Origin of the sequence: Streptomyces sp. NPDC028635 (assembly GCF_040637635.1) — a bacterium.
Classification (GTDB): domain Bacteria; phylum Actinomycetota; class Actinomycetes; order Streptomycetales; family Streptomycetaceae; genus Streptomyces.
Genome location: NZ_JBEZWX010000056.1, coordinates 18,899 through 36,929, shown reverse-complemented (window position 1 = coordinate 36,929; position 18,031 = coordinate 18,899). Strand labels below are relative to the sequence as shown.

19 protein-coding genes and 2 tRNA genes are annotated in these 18,031 nt (G+C 71.7%); 4 read left to right on the top strand and 17 right to left on the bottom strand.

What is annotated here, in order from left to right:
- Window positions 1–56: 56 nt before the first annotated feature.
- The 9 genes from AB0E88_RS33490 to AB0E88_RS33450 form a co-directional block, all read right to left on the bottom strand.
- Window positions 57–129: transfer RNA gene (locus tag AB0E88_RS33490), tRNA-Ala, on the bottom strand.
- 128 nt (window positions 130–257) lie between these two features.
- A complete protein-coding gene (locus AB0E88_RS33485) occupies window positions 258–431 on the bottom strand; it encodes a hypothetical protein (protein WP_004001335.1) in 174 nt (57 codons plus the stop codon).
- A gap of 526 nt (window positions 432–957) precedes the next feature.
- Window positions 958–1,030: transfer RNA gene (locus AB0E88_RS33480), tRNA-Ala, on the bottom strand.
- Between the two features lie 110 nt (window positions 1,031–1,140).
- Window positions 1,141–1,824 (bottom strand): histidine phosphatase family protein, encoded by a 684-nt coding sequence (locus tag AB0E88_RS33475; protein ID WP_361638447.1) that lies wholly within the window; start codon window positions 1,822–1,824, stop codon window positions 1,141–1,143.
- On the bottom strand, window positions 1,821–2,267 hold the full coding sequence (rsfS, locus tag AB0E88_RS33470) for a ribosome silencing factor (protein ID WP_361638445.1): 447 nt from the start codon (window positions 2,265–2,267) through the stop codon (window positions 1,821–1,823). Before rsfS ends, AB0E88_RS33475 begins: the two co-directional genes overlap by 4 nt.
- 101 nt (window positions 2,268–2,368) lie before the next feature.
- Window positions 2,369–4,183 carry an LCP family protein gene (locus tag AB0E88_RS33465; protein WP_361638443.1) on the bottom strand — a complete coding sequence of 605 codons (1,815 nt, stop codon included), beginning with the start codon at window positions 4,181–4,183 and terminating at the stop codon, window positions 2,369–2,371.
- A gap of 16 nt (window positions 4,184–4,199) precedes the next feature.
- Window positions 4,200–4,910, bottom strand: coding sequence for a nicotinate-nucleotide adenylyltransferase (nadD, locus tag AB0E88_RS33460; RefSeq protein WP_361638441.1), 711 nt, complete (start codon window positions 4,908–4,910; stop codon window positions 4,200–4,202).
- 72 nt (window positions 4,911–4,982) lie between these two features.
- Window positions 4,983–5,147, bottom strand: coding sequence for a hypothetical protein (locus AB0E88_RS33455; RefSeq protein WP_361638440.1), 165 nt, complete (start codon window positions 5,145–5,147; stop codon window positions 4,983–4,985).
- A 183-nt stretch (window positions 5,148–5,330) separates the two neighbouring features.
- Window positions 5,331–5,492 carry a hypothetical protein gene (locus AB0E88_RS33450; RefSeq protein ID WP_361638438.1) on the bottom strand — a complete coding sequence of 54 codons (162 nt, stop codon included), beginning with the start codon at window positions 5,490–5,492 and terminating at the stop codon, window positions 5,331–5,333.
- A gap of 115 nt (window positions 5,493–5,607) precedes the next feature.
- Here AB0E88_RS33450 and AB0E88_RS33445 point away from each other — a divergent pair, with 115 nt between their 5' ends.
- On the top strand, window positions 5,608–6,705 hold the full coding sequence (locus AB0E88_RS33445) for a M48 family metallopeptidase (protein ID WP_361638453.1): 1,098 nt from the start codon (window positions 5,608–5,610) through the stop codon (window positions 6,703–6,705).
- Window positions 6,706–6,747: 42 nt separating this feature from the next.
- Here AB0E88_RS33445 and AB0E88_RS33440 read toward each other — a convergent pair whose 3' ends face one another.
- The 8 genes from AB0E88_RS33440 to rfbA form a co-directional block, all read right to left on the bottom strand.
- Window positions 6,748–7,818, bottom strand: coding sequence for a hypothetical protein (locus AB0E88_RS33440; protein ID WP_361638437.1), 1,071 nt, complete (start codon window positions 7,816–7,818; stop codon window positions 6,748–6,750).
- Window positions 7,819–7,928: 110 nt separating this feature from the next.
- On the bottom strand, window positions 7,929–8,531 hold the full coding sequence (locus AB0E88_RS33435; RefSeq protein WP_361638435.1) for a hypothetical protein: 603 nt from the start codon (window positions 8,529–8,531) through the stop codon (window positions 7,929–7,931).
- Between the two features lie 112 nt (window positions 8,532–8,643).
- On the bottom strand, window positions 8,644–9,930 hold the full coding sequence (locus AB0E88_RS33430) for a glutamate-5-semialdehyde dehydrogenase (RefSeq protein ID WP_361638433.1): 1,287 nt from the start codon (window positions 9,928–9,930) through the stop codon (window positions 8,644–8,646).
- Between the two features lie 101 nt (window positions 9,931–10,031).
- Window positions 10,032–10,520, bottom strand: a complete 489-nt coding sequence (locus AB0E88_RS33425; protein ID WP_361638451.1) for a hypothetical protein — start codon at window positions 10,518–10,520, stop codon at window positions 10,032–10,034.
- Window positions 10,521–10,693: 173 nt separating this feature from the next.
- Window positions 10,694–11,800: a glutamate 5-kinase gene (gene proB / locus AB0E88_RS33420; RefSeq protein WP_361638449.1), complete on the bottom strand. Its 1,107-nt coding sequence runs from the start codon at window positions 11,798–11,800 to the stop codon at window positions 10,694–10,696.
- A 364-nt stretch (window positions 11,801–12,164) separates the two neighbouring features.
- On the bottom strand, window positions 12,165–13,133 hold the full coding sequence (gene galE, locus AB0E88_RS33415) for a UDP-glucose 4-epimerase GalE (protein WP_361638431.1): 969 nt from the start codon (window positions 13,131–13,133) through the stop codon (window positions 12,165–12,167).
- A 41-nt stretch (window positions 13,134–13,174) separates the two neighbouring features.
- Window positions 13,175–13,780, bottom strand: a complete 606-nt coding sequence (rfbC, locus tag AB0E88_RS33410) for a dTDP-4-dehydrorhamnose 3,5-epimerase (RefSeq protein WP_361638429.1) — start codon at window positions 13,778–13,780, stop codon at window positions 13,175–13,177.
- 21 nt (window positions 13,781–13,801) lie between these two features.
- Window positions 13,802–14,680, bottom strand: coding sequence for a glucose-1-phosphate thymidylyltransferase RfbA (gene rfbA / locus AB0E88_RS33405; RefSeq protein WP_361638427.1), 879 nt, complete (start codon window positions 14,678–14,680; stop codon window positions 13,802–13,804).
- Between the two features lie 149 nt (window positions 14,681–14,829).
- On the opposite strand from rfbA, the gene rfbB reads away from it, so the two are divergent.
- From rfbB to AB0E88_RS33390, 3 genes are read left to right on the top strand one after another with little or no spacing between them, the layout of a single operon-like run.
- Complete coding sequence (gene rfbB / locus AB0E88_RS33400) at window positions 14,830–15,819, top strand: dTDP-glucose 4,6-dehydratase (protein ID WP_361638425.1); 990 nt, start codon at window positions 14,830–14,832, stop codon at window positions 15,817–15,819.
- On the top strand, window positions 15,816–16,697 hold the full coding sequence (rfbD, locus tag AB0E88_RS33395) for a dTDP-4-dehydrorhamnose reductase (RefSeq protein ID WP_361638423.1): 882 nt from the start codon (window positions 15,816–15,818) through the stop codon (window positions 16,695–16,697). Before rfbB ends, rfbD begins: the two co-directional genes overlap by 4 nt.
- Complete coding sequence (locus AB0E88_RS33390; protein WP_361638421.1) at window positions 16,694–17,962, top strand: hypothetical protein; 1,269 nt, start codon at window positions 16,694–16,696, stop codon at window positions 17,960–17,962. Before rfbD ends, AB0E88_RS33390 begins: the two co-directional genes overlap by 4 nt.
- Window positions 17,963–18,031 lie beyond the last annotated feature (69 nt).

Here is an 18,031-nt window from a genome sequence, read left to right as displayed (position 1 = left end):
GCGCTCACCGGGTGGGGGGGGGTTCTCCCACGCGTTTGCCCCCCCCTCGACTGCTGTGGAGCTAAGGAGAATTGAACTCCTGACCTCCTGCATGCCATGCAGGCGCTCTACCAACTGAGCTATAGCCCCTTGTTGTGTTGTGCCGCCCGGCTTCCCTCTCGGTTCCCCCGGCGACGACGTAAACATTACAGGTCCTCGGGCTGGAGCGCCAAATCCGTTCCGTCCGCGCCCCACTCAGGCCACCAATGCCCGTTTTGTCACGCCGTGACGAAGGAATAGAACCGCTTGAGCGTGCAGTGCTCCTCGAGCAGCCGGCCGTAGATCGGCTCGCCCTCCAGCTCCCGGTACGTCTCGATGGGGTCGCCTTTTATGATCAGCGCCCGCGCGCATTCCTCGCACCAGTACTGGTAGTCCGGGTTGACCGGTTCCATGTCGCGGACGATCGGCGTACCGCTGCCGCACCAGTCGCACTTCCGCCTGTGGGCACCCATCGGTCAGCTCCAGCTGTGGCCGCAGGCCGTACACACGTAGGAGACCCCGCCGTTGTCGCCGAGAACCTGGGCCACGTGCGCGGAACCACAGGAAGGGCAGCTGAGCCGGGTCGCCGCACCCCGGGCACACCCGGCGCCGAAGAGGTCACCGACCTCTTCGCGGATGCTCGCAGGCATCACCACTCCCTCCCGTCGGGCCGCGCCCCCTTCCGGCCGTTTGATTCTGCCACGACCGGGCCGACACGGTCAGCGACGCCGTCGTACCGGTCGGGCCCGGAAGGCGCTTCGTGAGAGGTATACGCCCCGCAGGCGCCGAGTGACTCAAGCCGGCCGAGGAAGAGATCAAGAGATCACTCGACCACGAGATCAGGCGATCAGGAGAGGGAAGCCGGGAGACGAAAGATCCCGCCCCCTGAGGGACGGGATCTTCAACCGATCTGTGACGACTCGACAGAGTGTCGATCAGTGGAGCTAAGGAGAATTGAACTCCTGACCTCCTGCATGCCATGCAGGCGCTCTACCAACTGAGCTATAGCCCCGGGCTTTGTTCTTCCCGCTCGGCGGGGCGAACAAGAAGAACTTTAGCCTGCGACCTGCCGGAAAGTGAAATCCGGGTCCCGGGCGCCGCCGGCGGCGCCCGATCCGGCGGTCAGTCGTCGTCGCCGAGGACGGGTTCCGGCAGGGTGCCGGCGTTGTGCTCCAGCAACCGCCACCCGCGGGCGCCCTCGCCGAGCACGGACCAGCAGCAGTTGGACAGCCCGCCCAGGCTCTCCCAGTGCTGGGCCTCCAGGCCGAGCAGACGGCCGATGGTGGTGCGGATGGTGCCGCCGTGGCTGACGACGACGAGGGTGCCGTCCTCGGGCAGCTTGTCCACGTGCCGGAGCACGACGGGGGCGGCGCGGTCGGCGACCTCGGTCTCCAGTTCGCCTCCGCCGCGGCGGACGGGCTCGCCGCGCTTCCACGCGGCGTACTCCTCACCGTGGCGGGCGACGATCTCGTCGTGGGTCAGGCCCTGCCACACCCCGGCGTAGGTCTCGCGCAGGCCCTCGTCGTGGGTGACCTCCAGACCGGTGAGCGCGGCCAGCTCGGCGGCGGTACGCGCGGCCCGCTGGAGGTCGGAGGCGACGATCGCGTCGGGCCGCAGCGAGGCCAGCAGCCGGGCGGCCCGGCGGGCCTGGGCCACGCCGGTCCCGGTGAGGGGGACGTCCGTGGAGCCCTGGAAGCGGCGCTCCACGTTCCACGACGTCTGGCCGTGCCGCCACAGGATGACGCGGCGGCCCCGGCGCGGCTCGTCGCCGCCCCGGGAGCCGGTTCCGGCAGCGGGTGCGGTCATCGCCAGTCACCGTCCGGCTCGACGGCCTCCTCGGCGGCCTGCTGCTTGGCGTGCTCCTCGGCCTTGCCGCGGGTGGCCCGGGCGTCCTCGGGCAGGTCGAGCTCGGGGCAGTCCTTCCACAGCCGCTCCAGCGCGTAGAAGACCCGCTCCTCGCTGTGCTGTACGTGGACGACGATGTCGACGTAGTCGAGCAGGACCCAGCGGGCCTCGCGGTCGCCCTCGCGGCGCACGGGCTTGGCGCCGAGTTCCTTCTGCAGGCGCTCCTCGATCTCGTCGACGATCGCCTTCACCTGGCGGTCGTTGGGTGCGGAGGCCAGCAGGAAGGCGTCCGTGATGGACAGGACGTCGCTCACGTCGTAGGCGATGACGTCGTGGGCGAGCTTGTCCGCGGCCGCCTGGGCGGCGGTGTTGATCAGCTGGACAGAGCGGTCGGTTGCGGTCACTACAGAGCTTTCCCTCGGCGGTCGGTTTGCCTTCAAGGGTCTCACGACCGCCGAGGGCGCCCCGGGTGATTGAAGGATCACCCGGGGCGGACCCCCCACGGCTAGGAGGCGGACGGCTTGAAGTCGCGGCCGAGGACCACGGTGACGTCCGCGTTGCCCGACACCGTGCCCTTCGTCACGGAGCCGGCGGGCAGGCCGAGGGTCTTGGCGACCTCGGCGGCGTCGTCCTTGTGCGCGGCGTCGGCGTACACGACCTGCGAGGACTCCCGGGAGGAGGCGGTGCCGCCCGCCAGGAAGGTGAAGCCGCCGTTGAGGAGGACCACGCGCGCCTTGCCGGTGGTGTCCTTCTCGCCGCTGGCGTTCTGTACGGAGACCCGGACCGCGGACCCCTGCTCGGGGCTCTTGGCGGTGCCGCCGAGGATGTCCTTGACCACACTGTCCGCCGCCCGGGCGCTCAGGGTGCCGTCACCCTGCACGGGCAGCAGCGCGGTCTTGTAGTCGCCGCCCTTGGCCAGGTCGGCGAGCCTGGCGAGGAAGGTGCCGAGGTCCTTGTCGGTCAGGGAGGGGTCGAGGATCTGCTGGAGCGTCTGCACGGTGACCGTGGCGGCCTGCGGGTCGGACGACAGCTTGCGCAGCACGCCCTGCATGACCTGGCCGAACCGCTGCAGCTGGGCGTTCGGCGCCTCGCCGGGGGCGCGGTAGGTGGCGTAGGCGACGGCCATCTTGCCGCTGAGGGTCTGCGCGGAGCCCTTGTGGACGAGCGGCGGGCCGCCCTTCTTCTTGGCGTCCGGGTCGGGGACGTCGGCGTCGGTGTCGGTCTCGATGGTGCCGACGACGTCGACCAGGTTCTGCAGGTAGGGGGTGTCCAGGCGCCAGGTGCCCTCGATGTCGGTGCCGAGGACGGTGTCGAGGGCGTCGCGGGTGCCGGAGGAGCCGTCCGCGTCGACGGACTTGGCGAGGGTGGTGGCGGTGCCGTCGTCGTCGGTCAGGGCGAGGTTGTTGGGCAGCAGGACGGTGGTGCCCTGCTTGGTGGTGGTGTTGTCCACGAGCAGCGCCGTGGCGGTGCCGCCCTTCTTCGTGTCGTGCAGGTGGACGACGATCACGTCGCGTTTCTGCGCGGCGACGGCGGTGGCGGAGCCGCCGGACCTGGCGTCGGAGGAGGACAGGCCCGGCAGCTTCCCGGCGTACCAGAGCCAGCCGGCGCCGCCGACGGCGACCAGGGCGAGGACGACGGCGAGGGCGACGAGGCGGCTGCGGGCGCGGCGGCGGGCCTCCTCACGGCGCTCGGTGCGGTTCTCGGTGAACTTCAGCCAGTCGATGACGTCCTCGGAGTCGCCGTCCGGCTCCTCGACGAAGGCGAACTGTTCGGTGCGGTAGTCCCCCGCCTCACGCTGCCCCGCCGCACGCTGCCCCGCCTCGCGCCGGCCGGCCTCGCGCTCCCCCGCGCCGTACTCGCCGGCCTCCCGCTCCTCGGTCTGCCAGGCGCCGGTGTCGTCGTCCGCGGGCCCCGCCTGGTGCGGGATGTGGGCGGTCTGCTCGGCGACCCGGGGCTGCTGTCCGGCCGCCGCCTGCCCGTAGGGGTCGTACGCCGCGGGGTCGTACGCCGAGGGGTCGTACGCGGGACTCTGCGCACCGGTGCCGTACGTCCCGTAGGGGTCGGTGACCGGCTGCCGGCCGGTGTCGTAGCCGGGGGCGGCGTACTGCTGGTGACCGTACGGGTCGGGGGCGGGCGCCTGGGGCTGCGCGTACGGGTCGTAGCCGTACCCTTGCGCCGCGTACGGGTCGTGGGGCGCCTGCGGGCTCTGCTGCGGCGACTGGACCTGCCGGTAGACCGGCCGGCCGTACTCGTCGTAGCCGACGAGCTCGTACGGTTCGCCGCCCTGGCTCCCGTGTCCCGCGTCGTATCGGTCGTTCACCGGTGCCCCTCTCGGCTCACTCGCCGCGGTACAGCTCGCGCTTGTCGATGTAGCGCACGACTCCGTCGGGCACCAGATACCAGATGGGGTCCCCCTTGGCGACCCTCGCCCGGCAGTCGGTGGAGGAGATGGCGAGCGCGGGCACCTCGACGAGGGAGACGCCGCCCTCGGGCAGTCCGGGGTCGCCCAGGTGGTGGCCGGGGCGGGTGACCCCGATGAAGTGCGCGAGGGAGAACAGTTCCTCGATGTTGCGCCAGGTCAGGATCGCGGAGAGGGCGTCGGCGCCGGTGATGAAGAACAGGTCCGTGTCGGGGTTGAGGGCCCGCAGGTCGCGCAGGGTGTCGACGGTGTAGGTGGGTCCGCCGCGGTCGATGTCGATGCGGCTGACGGAGAACTGCGGGTTCTCGGCGGTGGCGATGACCGTCATCAGATAGCGGTCCTCGGCCGGGGAGACCGTGCGGTGGCTCTTCTGCCACGGCTCACCGGTCGGGACGAAGACGACCTCGTCGAGGTGGAACTGCGCGGCGACCTCGCTGGCCGCCACCAGGTGCCCGTGGTGGATCGGGTCGAAGGTGCCGCCCATGACGCCGAGACGGCGCTTGCCCGCGCCGACGGGGCCGTGGCCCGGGGCGCCGAGGTGCGCGAGGGTCGGCCTCTCGTCGTGCGTGCCGTGCGGGCCGCCGGCCGTGTCGTGCGCCGGACCGGTAGGCATGTCCTGCTCTCCCATGCGTGCAGACCCTACCGGCCCGGCCTGAGGACTTCGGCCGCCAGTTCCCCTGAGGCTACGGAGGGGGCCGGGTCAGCGGTCGCGGTTGAAGCGGGTGGTGATCCACAGCAGGAGCAGCAGGATCCCGAGGGCGCAGCCGCCGGTGATCGCCGGATTGAGGCTGTTGTGGTTACCGCCGTGCTCCTCGCCCTCGGCGGCAAGGGTGACCAAGTGGGCGGCGGCGAGATGGATGCTCATCTTCGGCAGGACCTATCGCGTGTGGGCGGGATAAAGACGTCGGCTCATCGTAAGCGGGCGCCTTCCCGGCGATCACGCCGACTCCGCCGTTGGGGAACCTTCGCAGGTCCTCACCGACTCCGCCGCCGGGGAACCTCCGCAGATCCTCGGCCGACCCGGCCGCCGGGGAACCTTCGCAGGTCCTCAGTCGTCCTTCCGCTTGTAGCCCCGCAGCAGGAACCATCCCGTCAGCGCACACCCCACGATCATCACGATCAGGACGACCCGGAGCAGATTCCCCGCCCCCTGGTGCTGGGCGGCGCTCGCGGCCTGGGCGAGCCACGCGGCTCGGGGGGTGTGCTCCATGGCGTGGAACTCCTTCGCTGTAGTGCCCGTCCACGGTAACTCCGCCTAGGCTGGGCTCTGCTTCGGGGGCGCACAGGGCCGCGGCGCGGCCACACAGACGCACATGGGGGATCACATGTCCGACGACGGCCACGAGCAGACCGGGCACGGGGGCGTGCCCAGCAGGCAGCGCAGGCGGTTCCCGGGGATCTCCTCACGGGCGTACGAGCATCCGGCCGACCGTTCCGCCCTGGTGGCGCTGCGCAAGCTGAGCGGCTTCGACACGGTGTTCAAGGCGCTCAGCGGGCTGCTGCCGGAGCGCAGCCTCCGGCTGCTGTTCCTGTCGGACTCGGTGCGCGTGTCGGACCAGCAGTTCGCGCACCTCAACGTCATGCTGCTCGACGCCTGCTACATCCTGGACCTGGAGAAGGTCCCGCCGATGTACGTGAACCAGGATCCGCAGCCCAACGCGATGTGCATCGGTCTGGACGAGCCGGTCATCGTGGTCACCACCGGTCTCGTCGAGCTGCTCGACGAGGAGGAGATGCGGGCGGTCGTCGGGCACGAGGTGGGGCACGCCCTGTCCGGGCACTCCGTGTACCGCACGATCCTGCTGTTCCTGACCAGCCTGGCGGTCCGGGTCGCCTGGATCCCGCTGGGCAACCTCGCGATCATGGCGATCGTGACGGCGCTGCGCGAGTGGTTCCGCAAGTCGGAGCTGTCCGCGGACCGGGCGGGCCTGCTGGTCGGGCAGGATGTGCAGGCGTCGATGCGCGGCCTGATGAAGATCGCCGGTGGTAACCATCTGCACGAGATGAACGTGGACGCGTTCCTGCAGCAGGCGGAGGAGTACGAGTCCGCGGGCGACCTGCGCGACTCGGTGCTGAAGATCCTCAACGTGCTGCCGCGCTCGCACCCGTTCACCACCGTGCGGGCGGCCGAGTTGAAGAAGTGGTCGCAGTCCCGGGACTTCCAGCGGCTGATGGACGGCCACTACCCGCGGCGCAGCGAGGACAAGGACACCTCGGTGTCGGACTCCTTCCGGGAGTCGGCGTCGCACTACGCCAACCATGTGAAGACGTCGAAGGACCCGCTGATGAAGCTGGTCAGCGACCTCGCGGACGGGGCGGGCGACCTGGGCAGCCGGGTGCGGCGCGGCTTCGGCGGGTTCGCGGGCCCGCAGTCGTCCGAGGGCGGCTCCCCGAAGGACACCCCGCCGCGCGACGAGGACTGACGGCACCCGGGGCCCCGGCGGTCGGCTGCGGGTGCCTGCCGCTCACACCTTCGGCTGGGCGCTGGTGGCCAGGGTGCCGCACAGGGCCGTCGCGCTGCCGGTCGCGTAGGGGTCGGTGCCGGCCGGGCCGCCGGATTTCGCGCTCTGGCCGGCGAGCAGCGGGTGCAGGTGGTCGGTGGCGTCGTCGGCGCAGGACAGCGGCCCTGCCTGGACGTAGGAGGCGACCAGCTGGGCCTGGTGCAGCCGCAGGTCGTCGCGGTCGAAGCGGAACTGCAGCTCACGGCGGACGGTGAACAGGGACGCCGTGGCGTGTTCACCGGAGCCGGCCGGGCGCAGGGCGTAGACGAAGGTGTGGTCGGCGGTGACCTCGAGGGTCGCGGTGTCGGTCTCGGCGGCCGCGAGGGTGCCCTGGACGCGGATCCTGTCGTCGGCCAGCCGGGCCTGGGAGGGGTCGAAGCGGACCATCCAGCCGGTGGGGGCGTGCCGTCCGTCGGCGGAGGGCCGGCGGAAGCTCTGGTCGAACTGGTCGAGCTGGTCCGGATCGAGCAGGACGCGCACGGGCCGCACCTGCTGCCCGGTGAGCACCTCGGGGTAGAGCGAGGAGCGCACGATGTAGTCCTTGGCGGTGGTGAGGGCGGCCACCACCTGGCTGTCGGAGAAGTGCGCGGTGCTCTGCGAGGCGGGCAGCGGGATGCCCTCGGCCCCGATCCGGTACTGCGCGGCGGGGCTGTGCGCGTACAGGTACTCCGCGTCGGGGGTGCCGGGCACCTTGCCCTGCGGGGCGAGCGGGATGACGGTCATGCGCGCCGGATCGGCGGGCCGGCGGGCCAGGGCCGCGCTGTAGGGGTGGCGTACGCCCATGTAGACGGCGGTGCCGAAGGCGACCGCGATGAGCAGGACCAGGATCAGCGCCTGCCGGGACAGTCCCCGGTGCAGCGGCGGGCGGCGGCGCACGGCGGGGGTGTGCTCGGCCATGCGCTCCTCGGCGGAGTACTCCTGGAGACGGGCAGCGCGGACGAACGACTCGTCGAACACGACGGATCGGTATTCGTCCTCTCCACCACCGGGGGCGCCTTGGGGTGTCCCCTCAGGTGGCTCTCCGGACCCGGCCATATATTCAGAGTATGTCTCCGCAGGGCCCGGTAAACGCCCTGGTACACCACAACTTCTGACAGCAACTCACCTGCCCCGTCCGGCCGCTCCGGGGCCGTTCGGCCTGCCGGTCAGGGTGTGCGGGGATCGGCCGGGACGGCCGGCCGGGAGTGGTCCGCGGAGGCCGAGGGAGCCATCGGAGGGCTCTGTTCCAGGCCGGTGGACGCGGGCGGCGGGGCCTGTTCCCGGTTGCCGCCGGAGCCGCCGCGGTAGACCGCGGTGAAGGCCAGGGCGACCATGCCGATGCCCATCACGAGGGCGAGCATCCAGGCGACGGGCCGATGCCAGCGCACCTGTTTGGCGTAGGCCCAGGGGCTGCCGCGGTGGCTGTCGAAGAGGTAGGGGTCGTCCAGGTCGTCGATGTCGGGGTCATGGCCGTGACCGTCGCGCTCGGCCCGGCCGTAGTCGTCGTAGGCCTCGCGCCGGTGAGGGCCGCGGCGGGCCGCTTCGGCCTCGGAGGCCTCGGCGCGGGCCTGGGCGGCGGCGAGCAGACGTTCGACGGCGGTCGGCTCGTGGACCGGGGCCGCCCGGACGAAGGCCTCGTCGAAGACCACGGAGGCGAACTCTTCGTCCGACACCCCGCGGTCGTGGTCGTCGTCGGGCTCCCAGCCGTCAGAAAACGGCGAACCCCCCACGTCCTCCGGCACGGGTCCAGAGTAGACCTGGGGGGTCAATTTGGGCAGACCGTAGGGAAATTCGTCCCGCGGGCGGATGCCTTCACGCCATCTCCGGAAAGCACGGCGGGCATACGCAGCTGGCATATGCCCGCCATCGGAGGCGAGGGCCTCAGCGCCGTACGTGCCCGTCGCCGGTGACGATGTACTTGGTGCTGGTCAGCTCCGGCAGGCCCATCGGGCCGCGCGCGTGCAGCTTCTGCGTGGAGATGCCGATCTCGGCGCCGAAGCCGAACTGACCGCCGTCGGTGAAGCGGGTGGAGGCGTTCACCGCGACCGTGGTGGAGTCCACCAACTGGGTGAAACGGCGGGCCGCCTGCTGGGAGGTGGTCACGATGGCCTCGGTGTGCCCGGACGTCCACAGCCGGATGTGCTCGACGGCCTTGTCGAGGGAGTCCACGACGGCCGCGGCGATGTCGTACGACAGGTACTCGGTCTCCCAGTCCTCCGCGGTGGCCGGCACCACGGTCGCCCGGGACTCCTTGGCGTACGCCTGCACCCGCTCGTCGGCGTGCACGGTCACCCCGGCGTCGGCGAGGGCGTCCAGAGCGCGGGGCAGGAACTCGGCGGCGATGTCCTGGTGGACCAGCAGGGTCTCGGCGGCGTTGCACACGCCGACCCGGTGCGCCTTGGAGTTGATCAGGATCTCCACGGCCATGTCGAGGTCGGCCTGCGCGTCGACGTAGACGTGGCAGTTGCCGGTGCCGGTCTCGATCACCGGGACGGTGGACTCCTGCACCACGGTGTTGATCAGCGAGGCGCCGCCGCGCGGGATGAGCACGTCCACCAGACCACGGGCGCGCATCAGCTCGCGCACGCTGTCCCGGCTCTCCCCCGGCACCAGCTGGACGGCGTCGGCGGGCAGCCCGGACCCGCCGACGGCGTCGCGCAGAACGCGCACCAGGGCGGTGTTCGACTGGTACGCCGAGGACGAGCCGCGCAGCAGGACCGCGTTGCCGGACTTCAGGCACAGGGCGGCGGCGTCCACGGTGACGTTCGGGCGGCCCTCGTAGATGATGCCGACGACGCCGAGGGGGACGCGGACCTGGCGCAGGTCGATGCCGTTGGGCAGGGTCGAGCCGCGTACGACCTCACCGACCGGGTCGGGCAGCGCGGCCACGTCGCGCACGTCGGCCGCGATGGCGCGCACCCGCTCGGGGGTGAGGGTGAGCCGGTCGATCATGCCCTCGCTCGTGCCGTTCTCCCGGGCCTTGGCCACGTCCAGGGCGTTGGCCTCGACGATCTCGCTCGCGCGGACCTCCAGCGCGTCCGCGATGGCGAGCAGCGCGTCGTCCTTCTCGGCCCTCGGCAGCGGGGCGAGCGTGGCGGCGGCCGCCTTGGCGCGGTAGGCGGCCTGGGTGACCGGGGACATCGAGTCGTACGGCGAGAGCGTGGTCATGAGGGAAGCGTAGTGCGGCCGGCCGGCGCTCTCACCGCCTGTTTCACACCCCGAGACGGTGTCAAACACCCTCAGACGCCATCACAGGTTCTCAGACGTCCTCAAAAGGGATGAACACCCACACGGGAGGCGGGCGGCGGGCCGTATCCCTCGGCGACGCGCTGGTGGTAGGTCTCGCGGTCGATGACCTCCAGGCCGACGATCTCCCAGGCCGGCAGCCCGGCGGTGCGGCGGTGCTCGCCCCACAGGCGCAGGGCGACGGCGGCCGCGTCGTGCAGATCGCGGGCCTCCTCCCAGTACCGGATCTCGGCGTGGTCGGGCGCGTATCTGCTGGTCAGCAGGAAGGGGTGGTCGTGGGCGAGCTGTTCGAGGGCGCGGCGCAGGCCGGGCAGCGGGGTGGGGTCGCCGGACACGCTGAGGGTGACGTGCCACAGCCGGGGCAGGTCCTTCGGTTCCGTCTCCTGCCGTTCGCCGGCCGCGACGGACGTCAGGGCGCGCTCCTCACCGGCGGCCCGGGAGCCGCGGCCGCCCGCGGCACCGCCGCCCGCGCCGCCACGGGATGCCGCCGCCCCGGGGCGCACTCGTCTCACGACGGCCACGACGGCCTCCTTCGCCCAGTGTTCGTGCGGATGTGTCCCTGAGACAGGAATGGTGTGCCTCGGACAAAGTCCAGCAGGCCGCACGGCTCCGCGGGGTGGTTTTGCGGAACGTCGCCCACGGAAGCGGACGTTTCGACCCCGGATCCGGGCACGTTCGACCCCGTTCAGGGATGCAGCAGGACCAGATCGTCCCTGTGTACGACCTCGCGCTCGTAGGCCGGGCCCAGCTCGCGGGCCAGTTCGCGGGTGGAGCGGCCGATCAGCCGGGGGATCTCCTTGGCGTCGAAGTTGACCAGGCCCCGGGCGACGGCGTTGCCCTGCCGGTCGCGCAGCTCGACCGGGTCACCGGCGCTGAAGTCGCCCTCGACGGCGGCGATGCCGGCCGGCAGCAGCGACGTGCGCCGGTCCACGACCGCGCGCACCGCCCCGTCGTCCAGCAGCAGGGCGCCCTGCGGGGTGGAGGCGTGCTGGAGCCACAGCAGCCGGTCGGCGGAGCGGCGGCCGGTGGGGTGGAAGTAGGTGCCGGTGTCACCGCCGGCGAGGGCGTCCGCGGCGTGCACGGCACTGGTCAGCACCACCGGGATGCCGGCGGCGGCCGCGATCCGGGCGGCCTCGACCTTGGTGACCATGCCGCCGGTGCCCACGCCCGCCTTGCCCGCGCTGCCGATCTCGACGTGCGCGAGGTCCTGCGGGCCCTTGACGTCCGCTATCCGCGAGGTGCCGGGCTTGCTGGGGTCGCCGTCGTAGACGCCGTCCACGTCGGAGAGCAGGACCAGCAGGTCGGCGTGGACGAGGTGGGCGACGAGGGCGGCGAGGCGGTCGTTGTCGCCGAAGCGGATCTCGTCCGTGGCGACGGTGTCGTTCTCGTTGACGATCGGGAAGGCGCCCATCGCCAGCAGCTTGTCCAGGGTGCGCGAGGCGTTGCGGTGGTGGGTGCGGCGGCTCATGTCGTCGCTGGTCAGGAGCACCTGGCCGACGCGGACGCCGTAGCGGGCGAAGGAGGCGGTGTAGCGGGCGACGAGCAGGCCCTGGCCGACGCTGGCGGCGGCCTGCTGACGGGCCAGGTCCTTGGGGCGGCGGCGCAGGCCCAGCGGGGCGAGGCCGGCGGCGATGGCGCCGGAGGAGACCAGGACGATCTCCTTCTCGCCACCGCTGCGGTGCTTGGCCAGCACGTCGACGAGGGCGTCGACGCGGTCGGCGTCCAGGCCTCCGGCGGCGGTGGTCAGCGAGGAGGAACCCACCTTGACGACGATCCTGCGGGCGTCCCCCACGTCCTGCCTTGCCACTGCCACCTGCGCCGTCCTCACTCGGTCCCTCGCACGGCGCGCCGGATGGCGCGGCCGCCGGGAAGGAAAATCTACGCGAGCGGGACCGCTGCCCGCGCGCCCGTTTCGCACCGTGGACCTGCCGGTGGGGGCGGGGTGAGCCGGGTGGGCGCAGCGGGCGGGGTCTGTCGCGCCCGGGGCCGGGACCACTCCCGTGGGCCGCGCGGCCCCGCGTCGCCACGCGCCCGGCACCAGGGTGGCCGCCGCGGGAAGCGCAGCCCGGCGTTGCCGGGGTGGCGGCCGGAGCGGCCGGGCGCCCCGGGGGCGTCGCCGCCCGGGCCGGGTTCCGCGCCCCCGCCGGAGGCACCCGCTAGCCCCGCGCCGCCTGCCGGGCTTCCCACGCCGACGCGATCATCGACGGGACGTCGTGGCGCGCCTTCCATCCGAGGTCCGTCGCGAGGCGGTCGGCGGAGGCGACCACCTTCGCCGGGTCGCCGGGGCGGCGGCCGGTGACCTCGGGGGCGATGTCGCGGCCGGTGATCTCGGCGATGAGACGGATCATCTCCCTTACCGAGACACCCTCGCCCCGCCCGATGTTGTAGACGAGATCGCCGGTCCCACCGCCCGCGGCGAGCCGGTGCGCGACGGCGAGATGGGCGTCGGCGATGTCGGCGACGTGAATGTAGTCCCGTACGCAGGTGCCGTCGGGCGTCGGATAGTCGTCGCCGAAGATCAGCGGGGGCAGCCCGGCGTCGAGCCGCTCGAAGACCATCGGGACGAGATTGAACACACCGGTGTCGGCGAGAGCCGGCTCGGCGGTGCCGGCGACGTTGAAGTAGCGCAGACAGGCGGTGGCCATGCCGTGGGCGCGCCCGGTGGCGCGGACCATCCACTCGCCGGCGGTCTTGGTCTCGCCGTACGGGCTGAGGGGGGCGAGCGGGGTGTCCTCGGTGACGACGTCGGTGGGCGGGGTGCCGTAGACGGAGGCGGAGGAGGAGAACAGGAAGCTGCCCACCCCGGCCGACACGGCGGCGTCCAGCAGGATCTGAAGCCCCGTCACGTTCTCGCGGTAGTAGAGGAGGGGCTTGTCCACGCTCTCGCCGACGGCCTTCTTCGCGGCGAGGTGGACGATCCCCTCGACCGCGTGCTCGCGCAGCACACGGTCGAGGAAGGGCCGGTCGAGGACGGTGCCCCGCTCCAGCGGGACCTGCGCCGGCAGCCGGCGCGGATCGCCGCCGGAGAGGTCGTCCACGACGACCACCGGCTCGCCCGCCTCGACCATGCTCTTGACGACATGCGAACCGATGTAGCCGGCACCGCCGGTGATCAGCCAAGTCATCAACGCAGCCTAACAGCCCCGGATATGCGCAGCGTAAGCGTTCAGTCGCGCTGTGCGAGCGCGGCGCGGAACGCCAGGCACTCCTCGTACACCGGCAGGATGCCCGCCTCGCGCGCCTGCTCCAGCGTCGGGCCCTGGGCGTCCTTCGCGGACAGCTCGGGCTCGCCGTCGACCGGCCACTCGACGCCGATCTGCGGGTCGAGCGGGTGGACGGTGCGCTCGCGCTGCGGGGCGTAGCCCTCGGAGCACAGGTAGGTGACGGTCGCGTCGTCGGTCAGCGCGCAGAAGCCGTGACCGAGGCCCTCGGAGAGGTAGACGGCCTTGCGGTCGGTGTCGTCGAGGCGTACGGCCTCCCACTGCCCGAAGGTGGGCGAGCCGACCCGGACGTCGACGATGACGTCGAGCACCGCGCCGCGCACACAGGTGACGTACTTGGCCTGGCCGGGCGGCACGTCGGCGAAGTGGATGCCGCGCACCACACCGGCGGCGGACACGGAGAGGTTGCCCTGCTTCAGGTCGAGCGGGTGGCCGACGGCCTCCGCCATGCGCTCGGCCTTGTACCACTCCAGGAACAGACCGCGGGCGTCGCCGTGCTGCTGCGGGACGAACTCCCACGCGCCCTCGATGCCAAGGGGGTTGACCTTCATGACGTAAGTCCCCTTCCTCTCTCAGACGCGGCCGGACTCGTGGGCGAGCAGGTCGAGCAGGTAGTCGCCGTAGCCGCTCTTGGTCAGCGGTTCGGCGAGCTCGCGCAGCCGGGCGTCGTCGATGAACCCGGCGCGCCAGGCGGCCTCCTCCAGGCAGCCGATCTTCATGCCCTGCCGCTCCTCGACCACGCGCACGTACTCGGAGGCCTGGACGAGGGACTGGAAGGTGCCGGTGTCCAGCCAGACCGTGCCGCGGTCCAGCACCGACACCTGGAGCTCGCCGCGCTCCAGGTAGTAGCCGTTGACGTCGGTGATCTCCAGCTCGCCGCGGGCGCTCGGCTTGAGGCCCCTGGCGATCTCGACGACCCGGCTGTCGTAGAAGTACAGACCGGGCACCGCGTAGCGGGACTTGGGGTTCTGCGGCTTCTCCTCGATGGAGCGGGCGCGGCCGTCCTCGTCGAAGTCGACGACGCCGTAGGCGGTCGGGTCGGAGACGGCGTGCGCGAAGACGACGCCGCCCTCGGGCTCGCGGTACTTGGCGAGCTGCCGGCCGAGGCCGACGCCGTGGAAGATGTTGTCGCCGAGGATGAGCGCGACGGGCTCGTCACCGATGAAGTCCTCGCCGATGACGAAGGCCTCGGCGATGCCGTTGGGCTCGTCCTGCGTGGCGAACTCGATGTTCAGGCCCCAGTCGGAGCCGTCGCCGAGCAGCCGCTCGAACTGAGGGCGCTCGTCGGGGCCGGTGATGACCAGGATGTCCCGCAGCCCGGCCATGACCAGGGTGGACAGCGGGTAATAGATCATCGGCTTGTCGAAGACCGGCATCAGCTGCTTCGACACCGCACGGGTGATCGGCCACAGACGGGAGCCGGTACCACCGGCGAGCACAATTCCACGCATGGGCACGCAGCCTACGGCAGCCGGATGACCGCCCCGGACATCCACTGGGTGAGACGGGGGTGAGAACTGCCACGGAAACGGCGGCCGAACCGGGACCCGACCGGCACCGAACGGGGGCCCACGCGGCTGCGCCTAGGATAGTGGGCCTTATGAAGATTCTCGTCACCGGCGGCGCCGGATTCATCGGTTCACAGTTCGTGCGCGCCCTGCTTCTCGGAGAGCTGCCCTCCGGCGAGGGTGCCCAGGTCACCGTGCTGGACAACCTGACCTATTCCGGGAACGAGGCGAACCTCGCCCCGGTGGCCGACAAGCCCGGCTACACGTTCGTGCGCGGCGACATCCGCGACTTCGCGACGGTGGACGACGTGATGCGCGGCCAGGACGCGGTGGTGCACTTCGCCGCCGAGTCGCACGTGGACCGCTCGATCCTGGACTCCTCGCCGTTCGTCACCACGAACGTGCTGGGCACGCAGGTGCTGCTGGACGCCGCGAAGCGCCACGGCGTGGGCCGGTTCGTGCACGTCTCCACGGACGAGGTGTACGGCTCGATCACCGAGGGCTCGTGGACCGAGGACTGGCCGCTGGCGCCGAACTCCCCGTACTCGGCCTCCAAGGCCGGCTCGGACCTGCTGGCGCTGTCGTACCACCGCACGCACGGCATGGACGTGGTCGTCACCCGCTGCTCCAACAACTACGGGCAGTACCACTTCCCCGAGAAGATGATCCCGCTGTTCACCACGAACCTGCTGGACGGCAAGAAGGTCCCGCTGTACGGCGAGGGCCTGAACGTGCGCGACTGGCTGCACGTGTCCGACCACTGCCGGGGCATCGAGATGGTCCTGCGCGGCGGCCGCGCCGGTGAGGTCTACCACATCGGCGGCGGCACCGAGGTGACCAACAAGGAGCTGACCGGCATGCTGCTTCAGGCCTGCGGCGCCGGCTGGGACATGGTCGAGCACGTCGAGGACCGCAAGGGTCACGACCTGCGCTACTCCCTGTCGATCGCGAAGATCCAGGAGGAGCTGGGCTACAAGCCGCTCGTCACCTTCGAGCAGGGCCTGGCCGACACCGTCCAGTGGTACCGCGACAACCGCTCCTGGTGGGAGCCGCTCAAGGCGAAGGCGGCGCTGTCGGCATGACCCGAGTGCTGATCACCGGCGCGGCCGGCATGCTGGGCCGCGATCTGACCCAGGTCCTCGGCGGCCGCGGGCTGCATGTGAACGCGGTGACCCGCCACGGGCTGGACATCACCGACGCCGACGCGGTGCGCGCGGCCGTCGCCGGGCACGACGTGGTGGTGAACGCCGCCGCGTGGACCGACGTGGACGGCGCCGAGGCCGAGGAGGCCGCCGCCACCCGTGTCAACGGCGAGGGCCCGCGGGTGCTCGCCGAGGCGTGCGCCGCGAGCGGTGCCGTCCTGATCCAGGTCTCCACCGACTACGTCTTCCCCGGTGACGCGAGCGAGCCGTACCGGCACGACGCCCCCACCGCGCCGGTCAACGCCTACGGCCGCAGCAAGCTGGCCGGTGAGCAGGCGGTGACCGAGCTGCTGCCCGAGCGCGGCTACGTGGTGCGCACGGCGTGGCTGTACGGCGCGCACGGGCGCAACTTCGTCGCGACCATGCTGAACCTGGCCGCGCAGCGGGAGACCGTGGACGTGGTCGACGACCAGCGCGGCCAGCCCACCTGGACCGTCGCGCTCGCCCGGCAGATCGCGGATCTGGCCGAGGCGGCCCTGGCCGGGCGGGCCCCGGCGGGCGTGTACCACGGCACCGCCTCCGGCACGGGTACCTGGTTCGACCTGGCCCGCGCCGCGTTCGAGCTGACCGGTCTGGACCCGGAACGGGTGCGTCCGACGACGTCGGAGAAGTTCGTGCGGCCGGCCCGCCGCCCCTCCTACAGCGTGCTCGCGCACGAACGGTGGGCCGAGGCGGGCGTGGAAGTGCAGCCGCACTGGCGTGAGCAGCTGGCCGAGGCGCTGAAGGTGATCGCCTCCGAGGAGCGGACACGCGCGTGAGTCTCCTCGACCGCATCACCACGGCACTGCCGCAGGGCACCGCGTTCGTCGGCGCCGGCACCGCGGTGCTCGGTGTGGCCAGTTACGTCCATCTCGCGGCGGCGGGCCACACGCTCGCCGTCGACGACATGGCGAGCTTCTCGGTGCTGTGGACGGTGGTCTTCTCCATCGGCCTCGGGCTGTTCTTCCCGGTCGAGCAGGAGATCACCCGGATCGTCGCCGCCCGCGCGGTGCACGGCGACGGGGTGCTGCCGGTGCTGCGGCGCGGCGCGGTGCTCTCCGCGAGCCTGCTGGCGCTGGTGCTGGTGCCGCTCGTGGCGTTCGCCGGATCGATCGCCGACCTGTTCTTCCACGGCGACACGAGCCTCGTGTACTCCCTGGCCGGTGCCTTCGCGGCGCTGGCCGTGGCGTATGTGACACGTGGCATCCTCGCCGGTCTCGGCCGGTTCCAGGCCTACGGCATGCAGCTGGGCCTGGACGGCGTGCTGCGGATCGTGCTGTCGGGCGGGCTCGCGGTGGCCGGTGTGACGTCGCCGTTCGCGTTCGCGGCCGTGCTGACGGTGGCCCCGCTGCTGGCCGTACTGGCGACGATCAAGCCGGTGTTCCAGGGCGCGCGGCCGGGGTCGCAGGCGCACTGGCGGGAGCTGATCGAGCACCTCGGGCTGCTGGTCGGCTCGACGCTGCTCGCGCAGCTGCTCGTCAACATCGCGGTGATCAGCACCAAGTTGATCTCCACGAACGACGACGCGCTGGTCGCGGCGCTGCTGTCGGCGCTGGTGCTGGCCCGCGTGCCGCTGTTCGTCTTCGGAGCCTTCCAGGTGTCGCTGCTCGCGGGGCTGTCCTCCGCCGCGGCCGAGGGGGACACGCAGGGTTACCGTCGGCTGCTGCTGCGGGCCGCGTCGGTCACGGCCGGACTGGGTGTCGCGGGCGGACTGGGCGCGGTGGCGCTCGGACCTGCGATCCTGCCCACGGTGTTCGGCGCCCCGGACGTGCTGGGAGCGGCGGACTTCGCCTGGCTGTCGGCCGGCACGACCCTGTACATGCTGGCCATGGTGCTGGGTCAGGCTCTGCTGACCAGTAACGGTGCGCGACTTCAGCTGTTGTCCTGGGTGGTGGGCACGCTGGTGCTGATCGCGGTCACGCTGAGCCCGCTGGACCTGCGCACGAGGGTCGAAGTGGCGTACACCGCAGGGTCACTGACGGTGGCCACCTGTATGTCACTCGCCATTCGCGCTCGTGTAAGCTACCGCCCGGTGCGCTCATAGGGTGACCGCCATTCCATCACTCTTCGTAACCGTCCCCCCGCATGAGCCGGGGGCCGGTCGGGTGGGTCC

Coding starts and splice junctions, on each gene's coding strand:
- AB0E88_RS33445 (WP_361638453.1), top strand. CDS start 5,608: ATGTCCGACGACGGCCACGAGCAGACCGGGCACGGGGGCGTGCCCAGC.
- AB0E88_RS33440 (WP_361638437.1), bottom strand. CDS start 7,818: ATGGCCGGGTCCGGAGAGCCACCTGAGGGGACACCCCAAGGCGCCCCC.
- nadD (WP_361638441.1), bottom strand. CDS start 4,910: ATGGGAGAGCAGGACATGCCTACCGGTCCGGCGCACGACACGGCCGGC.
- galE (WP_361638431.1), bottom strand. CDS start 13,133: ATGACTTGGCTGATCACCGGCGGTGCCGGCTACATCGGTTCGCATGTC.
- rfbC (WP_361638429.1), bottom strand. CDS start 13,780: ATGAAGGTCAACCCCCTTGGCATCGAGGGCGCGTGGGAGTTCGTCCCG.
- AB0E88_RS33485 (WP_004001335.1), bottom strand. CDS start 431: ATGGAACCGGTCAACCCGGACTACCAGTACTGGTGCGAGGAATGCGCG.
- rfbA (WP_361638427.1), bottom strand. CDS start 14,680: ATGCGTGGAATTGTGCTCGCCGGTGGTACCGGCTCCCGTCTGTGGCCG.
- AB0E88_RS33475 (WP_361638447.1), bottom strand. CDS start 1,824: ATGACCGCACCCGCTGCCGGAACCGGCTCCCGGGGCGGCGACGAGCCG.
- rfbD (WP_361638423.1), top strand. CDS start 15,816: ATGACCCGAGTGCTGATCACCGGCGCGGCCGGCATGCTGGGCCGCGAT.
- AB0E88_RS33450 (WP_361638438.1), bottom strand. CDS start 5,492: ATGGAGCACACCCCCCGAGCCGCGTGGCTCGCCCAGGCCGCGAGCGCC.
- AB0E88_RS33430 (WP_361638433.1), bottom strand. CDS start 9,930: ATGACCACGCTCTCGCCGTACGACTCGATGTCCCCGGTCACCCAGGCC.
- AB0E88_RS33455 (WP_361638440.1), bottom strand. CDS start 5,147: ATGAGCATCCATCTCGCCGCCGCCCACTTGGTCACCCTTGCCGCCGAG.
- rfbB (WP_361638425.1), top strand. CDS start 14,830: ATGAAGATTCTCGTCACCGGCGGCGCCGGATTCATCGGTTCACAGTTC.